Source organism: Solidesulfovibrio fructosivorans JJ], from assembly GCF_000179555.1.
Taxonomy (GTDB): domain Bacteria; phylum Desulfobacterota; class Desulfovibrionia; order Desulfovibrionales; family Desulfovibrionaceae; genus Solidesulfovibrio; species Solidesulfovibrio fructosivorans.
The window spans coordinates 72,369-93,080 of record NZ_AECZ01000011.1; the positions used below are offsets into that span (position 1 = coordinate 72,369).

The 20,712-nt window shown below is 64.6% G+C and carries 16 protein-coding genes; 10 read left to right on the plus strand and 6 right to left on the minus strand.

What is annotated here, in order from left to right; translation table 11 throughout:
- Positions 1-5: 5 nt before the first annotated feature.
- Both rfbB and rfbD read left to right on the plus strand, forming a co-directional pair.
- Positions 6-1,028, plus strand: a complete 1,023-nt coding sequence (gene rfbB, locus DESFRDRAFT_RS09685) for a dTDP-glucose 4,6-dehydratase (RefSeq protein WP_005993437.1) — start codon at positions 6-8, stop codon at positions 1,026-1,028.
- Positions 1,025-1,906, plus strand: a complete 882-nt coding sequence (gene rfbD, locus DESFRDRAFT_RS09690; RefSeq protein WP_005993438.1) for a dTDP-4-dehydrorhamnose reductase — start codon at positions 1,025-1,027, stop codon at positions 1,904-1,906. The genes rfbB and rfbD overlap by 4 nt, the downstream gene beginning before the upstream one ends.
- On the opposite strand, the gene DESFRDRAFT_RS09695 is transcribed toward rfbD, so the two are convergent.
- Positions 1,879-3,369 (minus strand): hybrid sensor histidine kinase/response regulator, encoded by a 1,491-nt coding sequence (locus tag DESFRDRAFT_RS09695; protein WP_005993439.1) that lies wholly within the window; start codon positions 3,367-3,369, stop codon positions 1,879-1,881. The genes rfbD and DESFRDRAFT_RS09695 overlap by 28 nt on opposite strands.
- A gap of 138 nt (positions 3,370-3,507) precedes the next feature.
- Between DESFRDRAFT_RS09695 and DESFRDRAFT_RS09700 the strand changes: the two genes are divergently transcribed.
- On the plus strand, positions 3,508-4,521 hold the full coding sequence (locus DESFRDRAFT_RS09700; RefSeq protein ID WP_005993440.1) for a glycosyltransferase: 1,014 nt from the start codon (positions 3,508-3,510) through the stop codon (positions 4,519-4,521).
- A gap of 121 nt (positions 4,522-4,642) precedes the next feature.
- Entirely contained in the window at positions 4,643-8,053 is a 3,411-nt protein-coding gene (locus DESFRDRAFT_RS09705) for a PAS domain S-box protein (RefSeq protein WP_005993442.1), read from the plus strand.
- Between the two features lie 175 nt (positions 8,054-8,228).
- On the opposite strand, the gene DESFRDRAFT_RS09710 is transcribed toward DESFRDRAFT_RS09705, so the two are convergent.
- A complete protein-coding gene (locus DESFRDRAFT_RS09710; protein WP_005993443.1) occupies positions 8,229-9,674 on the minus strand; it encodes an inorganic phosphate transporter in 1,446 nt (481 codons plus the stop codon).
- Positions 9,675-9,758: 84 nt separating this feature from the next.
- Entirely contained in the window at positions 9,759-9,941 is a 183-nt protein-coding gene (locus DESFRDRAFT_RS09715; protein WP_005993444.1) for a Nif11 family protein, read from the minus strand.
- A 242-nt stretch (positions 9,942-10,183) separates the two neighbouring features.
- Between DESFRDRAFT_RS09715 and DESFRDRAFT_RS09720 the strand changes: the two genes are divergently transcribed.
- The 6 genes from DESFRDRAFT_RS09720 to mbfA all read left to right on the plus strand — a co-directional run bounded on the left by DESFRDRAFT_RS09720 (position 10,184) and on the right by mbfA (position 18,266).
- Positions 10,184-10,471 carry an amphi-Trp domain-containing protein gene (locus DESFRDRAFT_RS09720; RefSeq protein ID WP_005993445.1) on the plus strand — a complete coding sequence of 96 codons (288 nt, stop codon included), beginning with the start codon at positions 10,184-10,186 and terminating at the stop codon, positions 10,469-10,471.
- Complete coding sequence (locus tag DESFRDRAFT_RS09725; RefSeq protein WP_005993446.1) at positions 10,464-12,098, plus strand: PhoU domain-containing protein; 1,635 nt, start codon at positions 10,464-10,466, stop codon at positions 12,096-12,098. Before DESFRDRAFT_RS09720 ends, DESFRDRAFT_RS09725 begins: the two co-directional genes overlap by 8 nt.
- Positions 12,099-12,129: 31 nt before the next feature.
- Positions 12,130-13,014 carry a GAK system ATP-grasp enzyme gene (locus tag DESFRDRAFT_RS09730; protein ID WP_005993447.1) on the plus strand — a complete coding sequence of 295 codons (885 nt, stop codon included), beginning with the start codon at positions 12,130-12,132 and terminating at the stop codon, positions 13,012-13,014.
- Complete coding sequence (locus DESFRDRAFT_RS09735; protein ID WP_005993448.1) at positions 13,011-14,099, plus strand: HprK-related kinase B; 1,089 nt, start codon at positions 13,011-13,013, stop codon at positions 14,097-14,099. Before DESFRDRAFT_RS09730 ends, DESFRDRAFT_RS09735 begins: the two co-directional genes overlap by 4 nt.
- Positions 14,100-14,268: 169 nt before the next feature.
- Positions 14,269-17,049: a magnesium-translocating P-type ATPase gene (gene mgtA, locus DESFRDRAFT_RS09740; RefSeq protein ID WP_005993449.1), complete on the plus strand. Its 2,781-nt coding sequence runs from the start codon at positions 14,269-14,271 to the stop codon at positions 17,047-17,049.
- Positions 17,050-17,309: 260 nt separating this feature from the next.
- Positions 17,310-18,266 (plus strand): iron exporter MbfA, encoded by a 957-nt coding sequence (gene mbfA, locus DESFRDRAFT_RS09745; RefSeq protein ID WP_005993450.1) that lies wholly within the window; start codon positions 17,310-17,312, stop codon positions 18,264-18,266.
- Between the two features lie 232 nt (positions 18,267-18,498).
- On the opposite strand, the gene DESFRDRAFT_RS09750 is transcribed toward mbfA, so the two are convergent.
- From DESFRDRAFT_RS09750 to DESFRDRAFT_RS09760, 3 genes are all read right to left on the minus strand, one after another.
- A complete protein-coding gene (locus DESFRDRAFT_RS09750; protein ID WP_005993451.1) occupies positions 18,499-19,689 on the minus strand; it encodes a putative sulfate/molybdate transporter in 1,191 nt (396 codons plus the stop codon).
- 117 nt (positions 19,690-19,806) lie between these two features.
- Complete coding sequence (locus DESFRDRAFT_RS09755; protein WP_005993452.1) at positions 19,807-20,148, minus strand: ArsR/SmtB family transcription factor; 342 nt, start codon at positions 20,146-20,148, stop codon at positions 19,807-19,809.
- 201 nt (positions 20,149-20,349) lie between these two features.
- Positions 20,350-20,709 (minus strand): hypothetical protein, encoded by a 360-nt coding sequence (locus DESFRDRAFT_RS09760; protein WP_005993454.1) that lies wholly within the window; start codon positions 20,707-20,709, stop codon positions 20,350-20,352.
- Between the last annotated feature and the right edge of the window lie 3 nt (positions 20,710-20,712).

The window sequence follows — 20,712 nt, forward strand, 5'->3', positions numbered from 1 at the left end:
CATCGATGCGACTGCTCGTGACCGGCGGATGCGGCTTTATCGGCTCCAACTTCATCCGCGACATGCTGGACCGCCATGACGATCTGACCATCGTCAATCTCGACGCCCTGACCTATGCCGGCAACCGCCAAAGCCTGTCCGACATCGAGGCGGCCCATGGCGGCTCCCGCTATTTCTTTGCCCGGGGCGACATCGCCAACAGCGAGCTGGCGCTGTACCTGTTCGAGGAGCACCGGATCGAGGCCGTGGTCAACTTCGCGGCCGAAACCCACGTGGACCGCTCCATAACCGACGCCTCGCCCTTTATCCGCACCAACGTGGCCGGCACCCAGAGCCTGCTCGACGCGGCCCGGCTTTTCGGCATCAAGCGTTTCGTCCACGTCTCCACCGACGAGGTCTACGGCACGCTCGGCCCGGACGGGAAATTCTCCGAGGATACGCCCCTTGCCCCCAACAGCCCCTACTCGGCCAGCAAGGCCGGGGCGGACATGCTGGTGCGCGCGGCCCACGAGACCTACGGCATGGACACGGTGATCACCCGCTGCTCCAACAACTACGGCCCGTTCCAGTTTCCGGAAAAGCTCATTCCCCTGATGTTCTCCCGGGCCATGGCCGACGAACCGCTGCCTGTCTACGGCGACGGGAAAAACGTGCGCGACTGGATCTACGTCACGGACCATTGCCGGGGCGTGGAGCTGGCCCTCATCAAGGGACGGGCCGGCGAGGTCTACAACTTCGGCGGCGACGCGGAAAAGCCCAACATCGAGGTGGTGCGGACCATTCTAGCCGCCCTGGGCAAGCCCGAAAGCCTCATCCGCTTCGTCACCGACCGCCCCGGCCATGACCGCCGCTACGCCATGGACTTCACCAAGGCGGCGCGGGAACTGGGCTTTGCGCCCGAGTACGATTTCACGCGCGGCATCGCGGCCACTGTGGACTGGTACCGCCAAAACGGGGAATGGCTGAAAAGCGTGCAAAGCGGCGCCTATCGCCAGTTCATGGACAAATGGTACGGAGGACGGGCATGACCGAAAATAGCGAGACCGGGCGGGCCATTGTCCTGGGCGGCAAGACGGGCCTGCTCGGTCGGCCGCTCACGAAGGCCCTGGCGGACGCGGGTTTTGCCGTGCTGCCCACCACCCGTAGCGAGCTGGATCCCTTCGACGCGGCGGCCGTGGAACGGGCGCTGGCCGATTTCGGCGCCACGCACCTGTTCAACACCGTGGCCTACACGGCCGTGGACGCGGCCGAGGACGACGTTCCCGGGGCCTACCGCCTCAACCGGGACCTGCCCGCCCTGCTGGCCAAATGTTGCCGCGCGGCCAAGGTCATGCTCGTGCAGTACAGCACCGATTTCGTTTTCAGCGGCGACGCGGACGCGCCGTATACCGAGGAGGACGCCACCGGCCCCCGCTCGGTCTACGGCGCGAGCAAGCTGGCGGGCGAAAAGGCCATCCTGGAGTCGGGGCTGCTGCAATACCAGATTCTGCGCACGGCCTGGCTGTTCGGCCCGGGCAAGAAGAACTTCGTGGCCACCATGTTGAACCTGGCCAAGGATCGTGAGGAACTGCGGGTCGTGGGGGACCAGGTCGGCTCACCCACCTATACCGTGGATCTGGCCGGCTGGTCGGCGGATCTGGCTCTTAAAAACCCGGTGGGGATTTTCCACGCCGTGGGAACGGGACACGGCAGTTGGTGCGAGCTGGCGGCCGAGGCCGTGGCCGCCGCCGGGCTGTCGTGCCGGGTGGTGTCCATTCCGTCCTCGGAATACCCGCAAAAGGCCTACCGCCCGCGTTATTCGGTGCTCAGCAACGCCAAGCTGGCCGAAGCCATCGGCCGCGTGCCCCGGCCGTGGGTGCAAACGGTGCGGGAATACGTCTATTCGCAGATGCACACGGACGACTGATCGGCCCCTTTGCCAATGGGCAGGGCGAAGCAGAAGCTCGCGCCCTGCCCAGGCGTGCTTTCCACCCAGATGCGGCCGCCATGGGCGGCGACGATGCCCTCGGCGATGGCCAATCCCAGGCCCAGGCTTTTCTCTCCGGCCGTGGGCTTGGCCGAAAGCCGTTCGAAAGGTTTGAACAGCCGGGCGCGCTCCTCCGGCTGGATGCCCGGGCCCTGGTCGCGCACCCGCACCACAGCCTCCTGGGACGCCGCATCCATCTCCACGCGCACGACGGAACGCAGCGGCGAGAACTTGACCGCGTTGGACAGCACATTGTCCAGCAGCCGGGCCACCAGATCGGCGTCGATTTCCATGGGGGGCAAGGGACGGGTCGTGACCTCGAGCCGGATGCCCTTGCCCGAGGCGGTGGCCTCGGCCAGACGAACCCGCTCCAGGATCAGGGAATCCAGGCAGGTGGAGGCCAATACCGGCTCCAGACGGCCGGTTTCCAGGCGGGTGAGGTCCTGCATGTTGGAAGCGAGCGTGCACAGTCGCCGGCCGGCCTGGCTGATGACGGCGGCCATCTCCCGCACTTCGCCGCCCACCTGGCCGCAGATGCCGTCCAGGATGAGGTTGGCCGCGCCCACGATGCCGCCGGCCGGGCTTTTGAGGTCATGGGCCAGCATGGACAAGAACATGCGCCGCAGCCGCTCCAGCCGCTTGATTTCCAGTATGCGCTCCACAGCCACCACGCCGTGGAGCACCCGGCTGTAGAGTTCCTCGCGCTCGAAGGGCTTGTGCAGGTAATCGTCGCCGCCGTTCTTGAGGAATTCCGCTGAGATGGACCGGGGGGCCTTGCCCGAAATGCCGATGAGGCAGATTTCCCGATGGCGGAACTGCCGCCGGATGCTGCGGGTCAGCTCCACCCCGTTTTGATCCGGCATGTCGTAATCGATGATCACGGCCATGATGTCGGGACGCTGCTCCAGAATCCGCATGCCCATGCCCGGAGTGGCGGCCATATGCACCCGGAACTGGTAGCGCCGCAGCTGGCGGCGCAGATGGGCCCGCATGAAGCCCGAGTCCTCCACCACCAGGATGCGCACGGGCCGGTTGCGCAGCAGACGCTCGGCGAACCGGGCCACGGCCTGGCAATCCTCGGCATCGGCCACCACGTAATCAATGGCGTCGAGGGTTTCGGCCCGCTTGCGCAAATCGGACGTATAGCGGTCGCCCACGGCCAGCCAGGGGACGCGGGCGTTTGCCGAAGCAGCGGCCAGACGCTCCACCTCGGCCTGGGGCAAAGCCATATCCACAACACACAGCACGATGTCCTGCGTGGCCGTTTCGGCCAGGGCGGCAGCGGCGGCGGCGGCGTTGTCGGTGCGGATGGCCCGCAGGCCGGAGGCAGCACTGCAATGACCAACGAGACTGGCGGCCAAGGCGGCGTTGTCTGAGGCGAACAAAATACGCGGGTCGGACATGGAATGCGGTGTCTCCCCGGTAGGATTCGGGAAATCTAGCAAAGGACATTTGACAGATCAATGGCGGCGAGCGGGAATATCGCAAACCGATTCGGGTTGGCGCTTGCCCTCGCGTCGCGGGCTCGCTAGAAATTCCCCATGATTTCCGTGGTGCTGCCGGTGCGAAACACGGCCGACACCCTGCCCAGGGCCCTGGCCAGCCTGGCCGCGCAGACGCTTGCCGATTTCGAGCTGGTGGCGGTCGATGACGGCTCCGACGACGGCGGGGCAACCCTGAGGGTCCTTCGCGCCGCCGCCGGGCGCGACGCGCGGCTCAGGGTCCTCGACCGCCCCCATGACGGCATTGCCGCCGCCCTCAACACCGGCTTGGCCGCCGCCCGGGGGCGCTACATCGCCCGCATGGACGCCGACGACGTCTGCCATCCCCGCCGCCTGGAGCTCCAGGCCGGCTATCTCGACGCGCATCCCGAGATCGGTCTGGTCTCCTGCCTGGCCGCCTTCGGCGGCGACCCGGACGCGGCCGCGGGCTATCTCGCCCACATCGAGTGGGCCAACAGCGTGCGCACCCCGCAAGCCATCCGGCAGGCCATCTTCCGGGAATCCCCCCTGCCCCATCCCACGGTCATGTTTCGGGCCGAGCTGCCGAACCGTTTCGGCGGCTACCGCGACGGCGCCTTTCCCGAAGACTACGAACTGTGGCTGCGCTGGCTCGAGGCCGGCGTGGACATGGCCAAAATTCCCCAGGCGCTCATGACCTGGAACGATCCGCCCGGCCGCCTGTCGCGCACCGATCCCCGCTACGATCCCGAGGCCTTCCACCGGATCAAAGCCGGCTACCTGGCCCGCCTTCTGGCCCGGATCAACCCCCATCATCCTGAAATCCATGTGGTCGGGGCCGGGCGCATCACCCGCCGCCGGGCCGAGCATCTCCTGGCCCATGGCGTGGTCATCAAGGCCTGGCTCGACATCGACCCACGGAAAGTGGGCATGGTGCTCGGCGGTCGGCCGGTGCTGCATATGCGCGACGCGCCCGCCCCGGAGCGCTGTTTCGTCGTGCCCTACGTGGCGAGCCGGGGCGCGCCCGAATACATCGCGGAGACGCTGGAGCGGCGCGGCTTCAAGCTCGGCCGGTCCTATCTCCCCGCCGCCTGACCCGGTGCAATACGGCCGATCGAATCCGGAAGCTTATGTTGCTTTTGCCATAGAACTCTCGTAATCCGGCCGAGATGGCTGACCGTTATGCGGTGCGCCGACTTGCCAACCGGAGATCACCATGCCCTGGATGCGGATGCACAGTCTGCGCACGCGTCTTTTCTGGCTGGTTCTCCTGGCCCTGCTCCCCGCCATCGTCCTCCATGTCGCCTCGACGCTGGAGAAACGCAACACGGCGCGCCAAGCGGCCAAGAAGAACCTTACGACCACCGCGGAACTCGCCGCGGCCAACCTGCATTCCGTCCTCAAAAACGCCGGCGAAATCCTCCAAGGCGTGTCCGCCCTGCCAGAGATCACCGCCATGCGGCCGATCCCGGCCGAAAGACTCCTCATCCGGGTCAAGGAGTTCTTTTCCGATTTCGCCACCATCTCCCTGCTGTCGCCAGGCGGAACCATCGTGGCCTCGAACCTCCCCACCGGGCGGGAAATCAACTACGGCGACCGCCCCTGGGTGCGCCAGGCACTGGCCGGCCAGGCATTGGCCATCGGCGGCTTCACCGCCGGCAAGCGCACGGGCCTGCCCGGCCTGGCCCTGGCCTGCCCGGTACGCGACCCGGCCGGCACAATCATCGGCGTATGCACGCTGAACCTGCGCCTCAGCTGGTTTTCAGGCGTCTTTTCCGACAAGGCCATGCCGCCCGAGGCCACGGCCTGTCTGCTCGACGGCCAGGGCAATGTCCTGGCCGCCTGGCCCGAAGCTTCCCGCCCCATAGGCCGTCCACTGCCCGATGCCGCGACGATCATGACCGAGCACGGGCACGCGCCAAAAGCGATCCGGACCGGCCCGGGCCCCGACGGCGCGGCCTCCTTCGAGGCCATCGTCCCGGTCATGGCCAACGGCCGCGACGCCTTGTATCTTCAACTGGGGCTGCCGGTCAGGAGCGTCGGCGCCTCCCTCGAAAGGACCATGTTCAGGGACTTGGGGTTTCTCGTCGTAACCCTGGCCTTCGCCTTGCTGGCCGCCCTCGTCTTCAGCAACACCACCCTGCTGCGGCCCACCCGGCAGCTTGTCCGGACGGCCACGGCCATGGCGCGCGGAAACCTCTCGAGCCGCCTGGACATCGGACCGGGCTACGGCGAACTTTCGGAACTGGGCCGGGCCCTGGACGTCATGGCCGCCAGCCTGCGCGAGCGCATCCGCTTCACCCAGGAACTCATCGACGCCATTCCGGCCCCCGTATTCTACAAGAGCCTCGATGGGCGCTATCTCGGCTGCAACAAGACCTACGAAACCATGGTGCACCCCCTGGCCTCCATTTTGGGCAAGACCTCCCGGGCGGTCCAAGCGCCGGAAATCGCGCGGCAATGCGAAGATACGGACCGGGAAGCGCTGACCGAACCACAGCGGAGCATCCAGTTCGAAATGCGCGCGCGCCTGAGGGATGGCGCCTGGCACGACCAGCTCGTGACCAAATCCAGTTTCGAGAACGCCTCGGGCGTTACGGCCGGCATTATCGGCGTGATGCAGGACATCACCACCCTGCGGCATTCCGAGATGGCGCTTTCCGATTCGGAAGCGAAATACCGGACACTGCTCGCCTCCATGCGCGACGGCTTTGTGGTGATCGGCAAGGACAACCGCATCATGGAGTCCAATCCGGCTTTCCGGGAAATGCTCGGCTATTCCCGCGAGGAACTGAACGGGCTGACCACGTTGGACATCACGCCGGAGCGCTGGCAGGCGCCCGAAGAGGCGGTGCTGCGCACCGCCGTCGACACCCAGGGCTTTTCCGGCATTTTCGAAAAAGAGTACCGGCGCAAGGACGGCAGCGTCTTTCCGGCCGCCTTGCGCCTGCAACGCTATCCGTCCCGGGGCGATGACGCGCGCCGCTATTTCGCCATCGTGCGCGACGTCACCGAGGACAAGGCCATCGAAGCCGATCTGCGTGCCGCCAAGGAGGCGGCGGAAACGGCCAACCGGGCCAAAAGCGATTTTCTGGCCAAAATGAGCCACGACATCCGCACGCCGCTCAATGCCGTCATCGGCATGACCGAGCTGACCCTCGACACGCCCCTGTCCCACCAGCAACGCGACGCGTTGGAAACCGCCCGCGAATCCGCCGCCAGCCTTCTGGCGCTTATCAACGACATCCTCGACATCTCCAGAATCGAGGCCCGCAAGCTGGAACTTGCAAGCGACGTCTTCGACCTGCGCCGCACCCTGGCCGGAATCACACGATCCATGCGCGCCCAGGCGAAAGACAAGGGGCTGCGCCTGGCCCTGGCCATCGCCCCGCGAACGCCCCGCTTCGTCACGGGAGACCCGGTGCGCCTGCGTCAGATCCTGCTCAACCTCGTCGGCAACGGCATCAAATTCACCGACCAGGGCAGCGTATCCCTGATCGTCGGACCGGACACGGGGCAAGCCAAACCGGACGGCGCAACGGCCATCGCCTTCACCGTGTCGGACACGGGCATCGGCATCGAATCCGAAAGGCTCGAAGGCATTTTCGACATGTTCGCCCAGGCCGACGCCTCCATCACCCGCCAATACGGCGGCACGGGCCTGGGGCTGGCCATCTGCCGCGAACTGGCGCGGCTCATGGGCGGCTGCATCGTCGCCGAAAGCAGGCCCGGCGCGGGCAGCCGCTTTCGCGTCGTGGTGCCCCTTCCCCCGGCCTTGCCGCCCGAAACGGCCGCCACACCCGGGGCGAACGCCCTAACGGCCCCGGCGACTATCCTGGCGGCCCCGCGCAGCCTGCGCATCCTGCTGGTGGAGGACAACCCGGTCAACGTGAAGGTGGCGCGCACCTACCTGTCCAGGCGGGGACACGCCTTCCTGGTGGCGGAAAACGGGAACAAGGCGCTGGCGATCCTTCAAACCGCCCCGGTCGATGTGGTGCTCATGGATGTGGAGATGCCGGGCATGGACGGCCTGGAGGCGACCCGCCGGCTGCGGACGGGCCAAGCCGGTCCCGTCAACCGGAACGTGCCGGTAGTGGCCATGACCGCCCACGCTTTAAGCGGCGCCAGACAACGCTGTCTGGAGGCGGGCATGAACGATTACCTCGCCAAGCCGTTGGATTTTCATGCCCTGGACGCCCTCTTGGACAGGATTTCCCGTCAGGCCGCGACTTCCGACGTCAATCCCCCCCCAACGGACGACGCGCCCCCGGCCCTGGACAGGCAACAAGCCCTCTCACGCCTGGACGGCGACCTGGAGCTGCTCCAGGAACTGCAACGCGACTTCCTGCGGCAGTATCCGCGCAAGCTGCGCCTGATCGACCTGTGCCTGGACAAGGAGAACTGGGACGAGGCGGCCCTGGCCGCCCATTCGCTCAAAAACATCGCCGGCGCGGTCGGGGCCGAGGCCTCGCGGCAGGCCGCCGGACGCCTTGAAACACACCTGCGCCAGGCCGACTACGAAGCCGCTTCCGACGCCCTCGCCGCCATCAAGGCCCTGCTGGGCCAGGCCGCCAAGGCCCTTCAGGCGGAGGGGGATGGCGAAGAGGCCGGGGGGAAACCATCCTGATGAAAGGTTCTCCCCCAGGCCCCCTTCCAAAGACTTTTTCCGGCGACGAATTACCACCACTTACCACTTTATATTATTATAAAATTTAGGAAGGGGAGAGCGCGAGAAGGGAGAACCCTTTTCAAAGGGTTTCCCCTCTCGCACCTTCTTCTCTCCCTCTTCTTATCCTTTCTCCTCATGCCAGCATGGCGAACAGGAAAAACAGGCCGGCGCCGAGGAACATGGCGGCGGGCAGGGTGAAGACCCAGGCCATGGCGATGGAGCGCAGAGTGCTCATCTGCAGGCCGCTTTTTCCGGCGGCCATGGTGCCGGCCACGCCTGAGGACAGGACGTGGGTGGTCGAAACCGGCAGTCCCATGCCGTCGGCCAGGCCGATGGTAGCCATGGCGACCACCTGGGCCGCGGCCCCCTGGGCATAGGACAGCTTGGTTTTGCCGATCTTCTCGCCGATGGTGACCACGATGCGTTTCCAGCCGACCATGGTGCCGGTGCCGAGGGCCATGGACACCGCGAGCAGCACCCAGTCCGGGGCGTATTCCGTGGGGCGGCGCAATATCTCACGCCACTGCCGGAGTTTCTCCCGCTGCTCCGGCGACGCGTCCTCAGCCATGAGACGCGCGGCGTCATCGAGGCACAGGATGTTGGTCCGGACGTTCCAACGGTCGGCTGCCGGCAGGGCGGCGAGGGTGTCGGCCTGGGCGAGGCTCACCTGGAGGGCTTCGGCGGCCGTGACCGCGCCGCGTGGTCCGCAGGACGCGGCCGGTGAATTTTGGGCCGGCTCCCGGTACTTGCCCGAGGCATAGGCTTTTTCGATCTCCAGGCGATGGGCGTTGAAATAATCGGTGAACTGGGCCGCCACCTCGCGCACGGCCAGGACGTCCCGGCTCGGCGTATCGACGTCCAGGGCGTAGACGCCGGGCAGGATGCCGATAAGGATGAGCATGATCAGCCCCACGCCCTTCTGGCCGTCGTTGGAGCCGTGGGCCAGGCTGACCCCGAGTCCCGAGACGATAAGCGCCAGCCGCATGCCGAACGGCGGCGGCGCGTCCCCCCGGGGCGGCTCGTGCAGAGTCTTGTTTTTCAGATAACGCCGCAACAACAGCAGCAGTCCTCCGGCCAGGACAAAGCCCATGACCGGGGATATGAGCAACGACAACCCCACCTCCACGGCCTTGTGCCAGTTGACGCCCGAGCCGAACGGCATTCCCTCGCGCACCGCGTTGGCGAGCCCGACCCCGAGGATGGCCCCGATCAGCGTGTGCGAGCTCGAAGCCGGCAGCCCCAGGTACCAGGTGCCGAAATTCCACAGGATGGCCGAGACCAGGAGCGAAAAGACCATGGACAGGCCGAGGTTGGTATTGACCGAGACGAGCAGGTCCACGGGAAGCAGGTGGACGATGGAATAGGCGACGGCGATGCCGCCCAGGTGCACGCCGACGAAATTGCAAAGGCCCGAGAGCACGACGGCCGTGCGGGCGCGCAGGGATTTGGTGTAGATGACCGTGGCCACGGCGTTGGCCGTGTCGTGAAAGCCGTTGACGAACTCGAAGGAGAGAGCGATTCCGAGGGATGCCACCAGGAGAAGGATGGTGTGGCTGTCGAGGCCGGAAAAAATGTGCATGCCGTGCTCCGCGCGCGTTGCCATTCGTTACATGCCGGTCGGCCGGGGCCGGCCGGGGCGATTGCCGCCGGGCTTAGCGCCGCGTCATGTTCCTTCCACGAGATGCACGAGCGCCTGCCTGGCCTTGAGTTCCTCGGCGGTAAAGGAGAAACCGCGCCGGGCGGCATATTCGATCAACTCGTCGAGCGGCATGCCGCTGACCAAAATCAGGTCGTCCTTGTTTTCACGCAGGTATTCGATAAATTGATCGATGGCGTCCTGGCTCATGCGGACCTCCGGTTGACGTTGAGAAAGAAGAATGGCGAAGGTTTAGCCGCGCGGATATGGAGGCTGTGTCAACGCCCCGTGGCAATTGGGTGTTTCCGGCGTCTCCGGTTCGACAAAAAAAGTCGCGCCCGCGCGATCAACGTCAATTTGCGGCCCGGACTTCATCTTTTCTTCATAATCGGGTGGTATCCATCCCAATGCCGCGCGGCCCCCGCAGCCGCGAACGGGCGAAAGGAGGCACTGTGGCCAACAAGGTTTTCAAATACGACGGGCTTCAGGAACCGGCTGTCATCGCCGAATACCTGGAGGCCGTGCGGGACGGCTTCGCCAAAGGGGCCGTCACGCTCACCCAGGGCGATCAGATCATGGAACTCTTGCCGAAAGGACTGGTGGCCGTGACCATCGAAGGCAAGCTCAAGGGCGAGGACCGCAAGCTCAAGATGACGTTTCGCTGGAAGGAGCGGGAAGACGAATGCGACGTTCTCGACGCCCCCCTGCTGATTACGCCCCGGGACCCCAGCGATGCATGAGATCGAAACGAACTTCAAATTCCTCCTGGTCGAGGTCGAACGGCAGATCGAGGCGACCCTGGCCGTCGTGGAGAGGCACGACGAGCGCGCCATCGCCAAGATCGAAGCCCGCGACGACTATATCGACAACCTCAAAAGCGTCATCGAAAACGCCTGCTTCGCCACCCTGCATGGGGGAAAACGGCCGAGCGCGGCGGAAGTGGCCTACATCCGCTCGTTCAACATCATCGGCAACAACCTGGAGCGGGTGGGCGACCATGCCGTCAACATCGTGCGCCAAACCAGGCACTACGACGATCCCGAATGCATCAAGCGCTACGACTATAAACCTTTCTTCGATGAAGTGAAACACGCCTTCGACTGGATGCCCAAAGCGGTACTCGAACGCAACATGTCGGCGGCGCTCAAAATATGCCGTTGCGAACTGCACCTTGACCGCCTGTACAAGGAACAGTTCGACCGCATCCGCGACGAGTTGCGCAGCGGCTACCAGACCGGCGACCTTCTCACCACCCTTTTTATCTTCCGCTACCTGGAACGCATGGGCGATGCGCTCTTAAATGTGGGCGAAGCGGCCATTTTCGGCATCACCGGCGACAAATTCAAGATTCACCAGTTCACGGCCTTAAAGGACATCCTGGCCGAAAGCGGCCACGAGCTGCCGCTGTCCGAACTGGAATTCGAATCCATCTGGGGCACGCGCTCGGGCTGCCGCATCGGCCGCATCGCCGACCATGCCCCAAACGAGGCCTTGCCCCGTCGCGACGTCATCTTCAAGGACGGCGACACGGCCAAGCTGCGCAAGGAAGCGGCCAACATCGAGCGGTGGGAATCGCTCTTGCCCGGGCTGCCGCCCCGAGTCGAGGCCTTCCGGGAAGGCAAGAAATCGAGCTCCATGCTGGTGGAGCTGCTCCCCGGCCAGACCATCCAGGACCTGGCCGTGGCCGGCGACCTGGAGCTTTTGCAACGGGCGCTGACCGCCCAGTGCCTGACCGCCGCGGCGCTTTGGCAAAGGACCCTTTCCCACGATCCCATCGCGGCCGGATGCATGCCCCAGCTGCGGGCCCGGCTCGGCGAGGTGCTTACCGTGCACCCCAATTTCGACGCCCCGCCCCGGTCCATCGGCGCCCAGCCCCTGCCGCGCCTGGAAGCGGCCATCGCCGCGGCCGAGAAAGTGGAGGAGAAGCTGTCCGCGCCCTTTACCGTTTATATCCACGGCGATTACAACAGCAACAACATCCTCTACGACCCGGCCGCCGACCGTATTCATTATATCGACCTGCACCGTTCGGCCGACGCCGATCTGGCCCAGGACGTCTCGGTCTTTATGATCTCCAATTTCCGCCTGCCGATCTTCGACGCCGAACGCCGGCGGGTGCTCAACACCGTCATTGTCGAATTCTTCGACTTCGCCCGGTCGTTCGCCGCGAAACAAGGCGACACGACTTTCGAAATCCGGGTGGCGCTGGGGCTGGCCCGGTCGCTTGTCACCTCGACCCGGTTCGAACTGAGCGAACGCTTTTCCAGACAGATGCTTTCCCGCGGCATCTACCTGCTCTCGCGGGTGGCCGGCCACGGCGGCGACCCGGCCGGTTTCCGGCTGCCCGTGGCCGCGGTCTGCTACTAATTGCACACAAGCCTGACCAATGGAGGATATGATGAAGAGAATCGGCGTGGTGGGCATCCCCAAGGGGTGGTCCACCCTGCGGCTCCTGGACGCCCTGGAACGCAAAACCGGATTTCGCCTGTGCATCGACATGGCCGAGGTCCGGCTGGACCTGGAAACGGGCAAGGTATTCTGCCGTGGGGCCGACCTGACCGAGCTCGACGCCATCATCGTCAAGAAGATCGCGCCGAGCTACTCCCCCGACGCCCTGGACCGCATGGAGATCCTGCGGTTTCTGCACGCCGGCGGCGTGCCGGTCTTCTCCAACCCGGACAGCATGTTTCGCCTGATCGACCGCTTAAGCGGCACGGCCACCCTGCGCCTTGGCGGCATCCCCATGCCGCCGACGGTCATCACCGAGGACATCGAGGAAGCGGCCGCCACCGTGGCCGACTTCGGCCGGGCCGTGTTCAAGCCGCTTTTCAGCTCCAAGGCCCGGGGCATGACCGTCATCGAGGATACCCCCGAGGCCCGCGAGGAGATCGCCGACTACAAGGCGGCCGGCAACCAGGTCATGTACATCCAGAAGATGGTCTCCCATGCCGGCGGGCATCTGGACCTCGGCGTCTCGTTTCTGGGAGGCGAGTACCTGGCCACCTACGCCAGACAGGGCAGCGGCAAATCCTGGGACACCACCACCCGCACCGGCGGCCACTACGTGCCCCACACCCCGTCCGACGCCATCATCGCCCTGGCCCACAAGGCCCAGTCGCTTTTCCCGGACATGGCCTTTACCTGCGTGGACGTGGTGGAGACCCCGGACGGCGCGGCCATCTACGAAGTCTCCGCCTTCGGCGGCTTCCGGGGACTGCTTGACGCCTGCGGCATCGACGCGGCCGAGGTCTACGCCGACTACGTACTGGAGAAACTCAAATGACGAGCCTGCCCACCATCGCCGGCATCATGGCCCCGATTCTCGAGGAATCGCCCATCACCCACCGCCTGGAAGTCACCTTCGACGAGGTGACCGTGATCATCTCCTCCAACTCCAAGGCGCTCATCGACAAGCTCGCCAACTATTATCGCGATTTCATCGGCGGCGGCGGGTCCATCACCATCCCGGTCACGGCCATCGAAGCCGGCCCTCCGGATTTCGACCTGCCCTACGCCATCAAACAGCGCGAACCCGGCAAGACCAAGCTCAAGGAAGCCTTCATCGACGTGCCCGACGGGCGGGTGGTCAGAAAACTCCTGACCGGTCTGGCCTTTCTTTTCGGCCGTGGCGACAACTACGCCGTCGGCCCCTGCATCGAAAACGACAACCAGGTCGTCAACTTCATCAACAACCGTTTCATCGAACACTGCCTCAAGGCCGGGGCCCTGCTCTTTCACGCCGCCGGCGTGGCCGCGCACGGATCGGGGCTGGTCATCTCCGGCTTCTCCGGGGCCGGCAAATCCACCCTGGCCCTCGAAATCATGCGCCACGACACCACGTTCATCAGCAACGACCGAATCATGGTCTCCAAAAACGGCAACGGCTCGCTGACCATGACCGGCGTGGCCAAGATGCCCCGGGTCAACCCGGGCACGGTGCTCAACAACCCGAACCTGGCCCCGGTCATGGACGAGGCGGACCGCAAGCGTTTCTCCGCCCTGCCCGAGGCCGAGCTGTGGGACCTGGAGCACAAGTACGACGCGTTTATCGACGAGTGCTACGGCCCGGGCCGGTTCAAGCTGGCCTGCCTCATGTCCGGGCTGGTGGTCCTGCGCTGGAAGCGCGACACCTCGCCCATGACCGCAAACCGCGTCGACCTGCGCCAGCGCCGCGACCTCATGGCCGCGTTCATGAAGGACGTGGGCCTTTTTTACGAGTTCGAGGACCCGTCCGAACCTTCCATCGCCAGCCAAAACGCCTACCTTGATCTTCTGGGCGACCTGCCTGTGCTCGAAATCGACGGCGGCGTGGATTTCCACAAGGCGGCCGAAGCCTGCCTCGCTTTTTTAAAGGAAATACAGTCGTAAACGGCCTTGCGGGGGATGTGCCAACGCACATCCCCCGTGGTCGGACCCGTCCGGCGACAACCTTCTTGCGTTGCGTTTTCCGTCGCCGGCCCGGAGATGTTTCCCCGCCGCCCGCAGCATTGTCGATGGCTATTTCGTTGGCAGCCTTTCGTAACGAAGCGGAGCCTCTATGACCGATCCCAAATCCACGCCTGACGCCGCCCGGGAGCCTCTGGCCGACCCGTCCGGCCAGCCCGGCCTCAGCCTTGGCCCCGAAGAGGTGTTCATCAAAAACCTCGAGCACTTCGTGCAAAAGGCCCATGCCTTCCAAGGACTGGCCCACCAGAAAAAAATCACCGCCTACGACGCCTACAAGCACCTGGAAGGCCTGTGGCTGCAAGTCTCGGCCCTCGGCGCGCACTTAAACGAGCCCGAGCCCCGGCCCAAACCCGCCATGGCCGGGCTCAGCTCCCAGGAAGCCGAGGAGCGCCTGCGCCAATACGGCCCCAACCAGGCGACCACGGCCAAACGCGTCACCCTGCTCGACCGGATCGTCGACGCGGTCAAAAACCCGTTGGTGCTTCTCCTGCTCGTGCTCGGCACCATCTCCTACGCCACCGACGACGTCGAGTCGGCCGCGGTCATCATCGGCATGGCCCTGCTCGGCGTGGTGCTCAAGGTCATCCAGGAGGCCAAGGCCGACACCGCCGCGACGGAACTCAAAAAAATGGTCCACACCACGGCCACGGTGCTGCGCGACGGGGCCCAGCGGGAAATCGCCCTGGCCGAAGTGGTGCCCGGGGACATCGTGCTTCTGGCCGCCGGCGACATGGTCCCGGCCGATGTGCAGCTCCTTCGCGCCAAGGACCTGCACATCAACCAGGCCATGCTGACAGGCGAGGCCCTTCCCGTGGAGAAATCCGCCCGGCCGGCCGACCAGGCGCCCCCGGACGGGGAAACCGGCCTTGGCGACCCGGCCATGTGCTTCATGGGCACCAACGTCGTTTCCGGATCGGCGGCGGCGGTGGTCACGGCCACCGGGGCCAAGACCTATTTCGGCGGCATCGCGGCCAAGCTGTCGCAAAAACGCGTCGAAACCGATTTCGATCGCGGCATCAAGGGCTTCACCAGGCTGATGCTGCGCTTCATGATGGTCATGGTGCCCTTCGTCTTCGTGATCAATGGCGCTTCCACCGGCAACTGGATGGGGGCGTTCATGTTCGCCCTGGCCGTTGCCGTGGGCCTGACCCCGGAAATGCTGCCCATGGTGGTGACGGTGTGCCTGTCCAAGGGGGCGCTGGCCATGTCCAAGCACAAGGTCATCGTCAAGCGCCTGGACGCCATCCAGAACTTCGGGGCCATCGACGTATTGTGCACGGACAAGACCGGCACCCTGACCCAGGACAAGATCATCCTGGAAAGATACCTCGACATCAAAGGCGAGGAGGACTGTTCGGTCCTGGAATACGCCTACATCAACAGCAAGCTGCAAACCGGGCTTCGAAACGCCCTGGACCTGGCCGTCATCGATACCGGAGACGAAGCGGGCAGCACCATCGACCCGTCCCAGTACGAACTGCTCGACGAGATTCCCTTCGATTTCATGCGCCGGCGCTTGAGTGTCATCGTGCGCGACAAGCGCACGGACAAGGCGGTGCTCATCTGCAAGGGCGCGGCCGAGGAAGTCTTCGCCCACAGCCGCGCCTACCTCAAAAACGGCGTCATCAAGCCCCTGGAAGGCTCCCATCTGGAAACGCGCAAAAAGCTCGTCCACGACCTCAACGAGGACGGCTTCCGCGTGGTGGCCCTGGCCTACAAGGAAGTGGACGGATCGCGCCGCGACTTCGCCGTGGCCGACGAATCCGACATGACGCTCATGGGCTACCTGGCCTTCCTCGACCCGCCCAAGGACACCGCCGCCGACGCCCTGGCGGCCATGGTCGCCCACGGCATCAAGCCCAAGATCTTGACCGGCGACAACGCCGTCATCACGGCCAAGATTTGCCGGGAAGTCCGCTTCGACGCGGGCGAGCATCTGGTCACCGGCGACCAGCTCGCCGGCATGTCCGAGGAAGAACTCCACGAGACGGTGAAAACCTGCAACGTGTTCGCCAAGCTCGACCCCATGCAGAAGGAGCGCATCGTCACGGCCCTGCGCCAAACCGGCCACGTGGTCGGGTTCATGGGCGACGGCATCAACGACGCCCCGGCCCTGCGCGCGGCCGACGTCGGCATCTCCGTGGACTCGGCCGTGGACGTGGCCAAGGAATCGGCGGACATCATCCTGCTGGAAAAAAGCCTGCACGTGCTCGAACACGGCGTGCTCGAAGGCCGCAAGATCTTCTTCAACATCACCAAGTACATCCGCATGGGGGCCAGCTCCAACTTCGGCAACATGTTCAGCGTGCTCGGGGCCAGCGCCTTTTTGCCCTTCCTGCCCATGCTGCCGATCCAGATACTGGTCAACAACCTCATGTACGACTTCTCCCAGACCGCCATCCCCACGGACAACGTGGACGCCGACATCCTCGGCAAGCCCAGACGCTGGCGTATCGACGACATTCGGCGCTACATCCTTTTCCTCGGCCCGGTCAGCTCGCTTTTCGACTACGTCACCTTCTTCGTCATGATCCACTTCTTCGGGGCCTGGAACAACGCGGCGCTGTTCCAGACCGGCTGGTTCCTCGAATCGCTTTTGTCCCAGACCATCATCGTGCACGTGATCCGCACGGACAACGTCCCGTTTCTGCAAAGCTGGTCGAGCGTGCCGCTTGGGCTTACGACCATCTGCATCTGCATCATCGGCATCTGGCTGCCGTTTTCCCCTTTGGCCGGCACCTTCGGCCTGGTCGTGCCGCCGACGAGCTACTGGGGATTTATCGCCAGCATCATCTTCGGCTACATGTGCCTGACCCAGGTGGTGAAATCCTGGGTAGTGCGGCGCATCCAGGCCCGTTGCGCCACGGCGTAGAGATGCTCAATGAAGTTCCGGGGAGGGCTTTTTCAAACGCGTCCTCCCCGGCCACGCGTCAAAGAGCTTTCATAGAATATCCAGTGTCAATCGGCCCAAAGTTCCGGACCTCCCGGGGGGACTGAAGCCACGTCTCCTCAAAACTGAGCCCAGAGTTCCTTGTTGCGAAATGGTCCCGGCCCGGCTTAGGTTGCCCTGCGCCCGCGGCCGTAACGCCGTTTGCGACAGATCCCCGGCATCGCGGGGAGGAGAGAACATCCATGAAAAAATTTTCCCAGCTCAGCGAAGCGGAAATCCTGGCCCTGGCCATTTCCCTGGAAGAAGGGGATGAGCGCATTTACGTTGAGTTCGCCAATCGCCTCCGCGACACCTATCCGGCCACAGCCTCCGTGTTCGACGGTATGGGAGCCGAGGAATCCGCGCACCGGCGGCGGCTGACCGACCTGTTCCAGGCGAAATTCGGCGAGCATATCCCGTTGATCCGCCGCCAGGACGTCAAGGGATTCATCCAACGCAAGCCCATCTGGCTCGCGCCCGAACTCAAGCTCGAAGCCGTGCGCAAGTACGCCGCCGACATGGAAGGGGAAACGCTGCTTTTCTACGAAAAGGCGGCGGCCAGGGCCCAGGATGTCGATATCCGCCGGCTCCTCGACGATCTGGCCCAGGCCGAACGCACCCACGAAGCCCGGGCCGAGCATCTGACCGAAACCAACCTGGACGCGACGGCCCTCGAAACCGAGGCCGCCACCCAGCGCCGCCTGTTCGTGCTGCAAGTGGTCCAACCGGGCCTTGCCGGACTCATGGACGGCAGCGTCTCCACCCTGGCCCCGGTCTTTGCCGCGGCCATGGCCACACACGACAGCTGGCAGGCGTTTCTGGTGGGCCTGGCCGCATCGCTCGGCGCGGGCATCAGCATGGGATTCGCCGAGGCGCTTTCCGACGACGGCAGCATGACCGGGCGGGGACACCCCTGGCTGCGGGGCGTCGTCTGCGGGCTTATGACCACGCTCGGCGGCATCGGCCACACCCTGCCCTTTCTCATCCCCCACTATGGCATGGCCATGACCGTCGCCTTCGCCGTGGTGGCCCTGGAACTGGCCGCCATCACCTGGATCCGGGCCAAATACATGGACACCCCGGCCTTCTCCGCCGCCGTGCAAGTCGGCCTCGGCGGCGCGCTGGTCTTCGCCACCGGCATGTTGATTGGAAGTGCCTAGGGGGGAGATAGGGGGAGGAGAAGGCATCCGGGGGAGGGAACTTTTTGAAAAAAGTTCCCTCCCCCGGACCCCCACCCTCAAAAACTTTCAAAAGGTGAAAATACGGCGTTTCACCCAACTTAAGAATATATCCGACTACAATCGTTAAAAAGTTTAGGAAGGGGAGAGCGCGAGAGGGGAGAACCCTTTTCAAAGGGTTTCCCCTCTCGCACCCTCTTCACGCCTCCCCTTCTTAAATCTTTATCCACTCCCGGCGTAAGGCGGTGTCCAGGATGACGCCGACGACGAAGGCCACGCCCATGTGCCACATGGCGAATCCGGCCACCACGATCATCACGTAGAATTCGGACTTTTTCGTGCCGATGTCGCGCACGGTCACGGCCAGTTCGGCTCCGGCCAGAAACAGGATCACCCCCAGCACCGCCGGCGGGAACATCTTGAAGATGACGGCCACGGACTGGCTGAAAAAAAGCGCGATGACGATGACGATGCTGCCGAGGATCACCAGCGATCCGCCGGTGCGCGCGCCGAAACGCACGTGGCCGGCCATGCCGCCCGCGCCGTGGCACATGGGCACCCCGCCGAACATCGGGGAGACGAGGTTCATGACGCCCTGGCTCACGCACATGGTGCGCTCGGTGACGGGCCGGTCCGGGAACAGGTCGTTGTTCTCGGCCGTGATGGCCACCACCGCGTTGCCGAGCGTCAGCGGAATCTGGGGCAAGGTGAAAAGCAGCGTGCCGGTAACGATGTCGTCCCAGCGTATCTGGTGCAGGCCGAACCGGGGCAGCCGGAAGCCGATATTCACCTGGGCCAGTTCGCCCAAAAGCGCCGGATTGGAGACGACGGCGGCGACCACGCCAAGGATCAGCAGCGCGAACATAGCCGGTATTTTCGGGTTGGACAGCAGCACGAAGGTCATGGCCAGGGCGATGCCGGCCAGCCACGGCGAGCCCACCATCCGGTGGATGCCCTCGACCACGAAGGTCATGCCGAGCCCGAGCATGATGCCGCGCACCACGGGCTTGGTGGCCAGCCTCGCCACGTATTTGATGGTCCCGGTCAGGCCGATGACGAGCCAGAAAAGCCCCGTGGTCAGCCCCGAGGCGAAAAGCGCCGCCGGGGTGATGCCGCCGGCCACGGCCGCCGCGCCGATGGCCTTCATGGGCTGGATGGGAATAGGCGTTTTGTAGAACAGTCCGGCCGCTATCTTGGACACGCCGAACATGAAAAGGAGCCCCAGGGGATCGACGCCGAGGATGGTGATGTAGGCCACCACGAAAGGAATGAGCGTGCCGATGTCGCCGAAAGCGCCGGCCCACTCCATGGCGTCGTAACGGTTCGGGGTTTTGCCGCCGTGGACCAGGATGCCTTCCGTTGCCGATCGCGCGCCGTCATGCGCGGAACCATCCGTCTGGAACATGGCGCCTCCTTCGCCCGGGCGTATGATGAAGCGGGAAAGGGGCCGGGCTTTTTGCGGCGTTCGATGACACGGATTTTAGAAAATACGTGTGACCAAAGCAAGCAAAAAAGGCGACGATCAGGACTTGGCTTGCTTGCGCAAGTCTTCGAGATACAAGAACTGTTCCTCAACCTGCTGGTCGAAAAACCGGCGCACGCAGGAGAGGAAGGAGGACACGCACTGCATGCGCAGGGAATAATAGATATTGGTGCCGCGCCGGGAATCGGTGACGATGCCGGCTTCCTTGAGAACGCTCAAGTGCTTGGAAACGGTCGAGATGTCCGAGCCGACCAACTCGCGCAACTCGCACACGCATTTTTCGCCCGCGCCCAGGGCTTCGACCATAAGCAGGCGGCTGGGATGCCCCAGGGCCTTGAACACCTTGGCCCGCTGGGCCAGCTGGATCTGATTCGGCTGCATGGTTCCCTGTAGCGTATCGGCGCGACGTTGCCAATACAGGCGATCGGATGCGTTGCTTCCAAAGCGGAAAAGCGCAAACACTGGCTCAAGACGCGGGCATCGGAGGACCGGAAGGAAAGAAGCTCGTGGTGACGCGGGGTTGCGCCAGACGATACGAAGGGCCGGGTCGTAATCGCCACAGCGCTGCGGCCTGCGGGAATGCTATAACAGCGTCTGCAAGAGCCCCATGGGCGTGCCCGAGGGAAGCGGCAGGCGCTTTTCCGGCAGGATGCGCTCGGCGAGCAAGGCGAGCCACTGGCGGGAAAAGGCGATATCGTCGTAGGTGAGAAAGCCGCGCCCGGAACCGTCGGTCGCCAGCCCGTAGCCGAAGACCGTCACCCGGATGGTCTCCTTTTCGCCCACGGGCAGCACTTCGACGGTGATGGTGCGGGCGGCCGTATCAAGGATCAGGTCCCGCACCTCGCCGTATTCGTGGAGATACTGCCGGGCCGAGGATAAAAGCAGCTTGGAGAGCGACTTGTCCTTGGCCCCGGCAAGGTCGAGATTGAGATTGAACCCCATGCC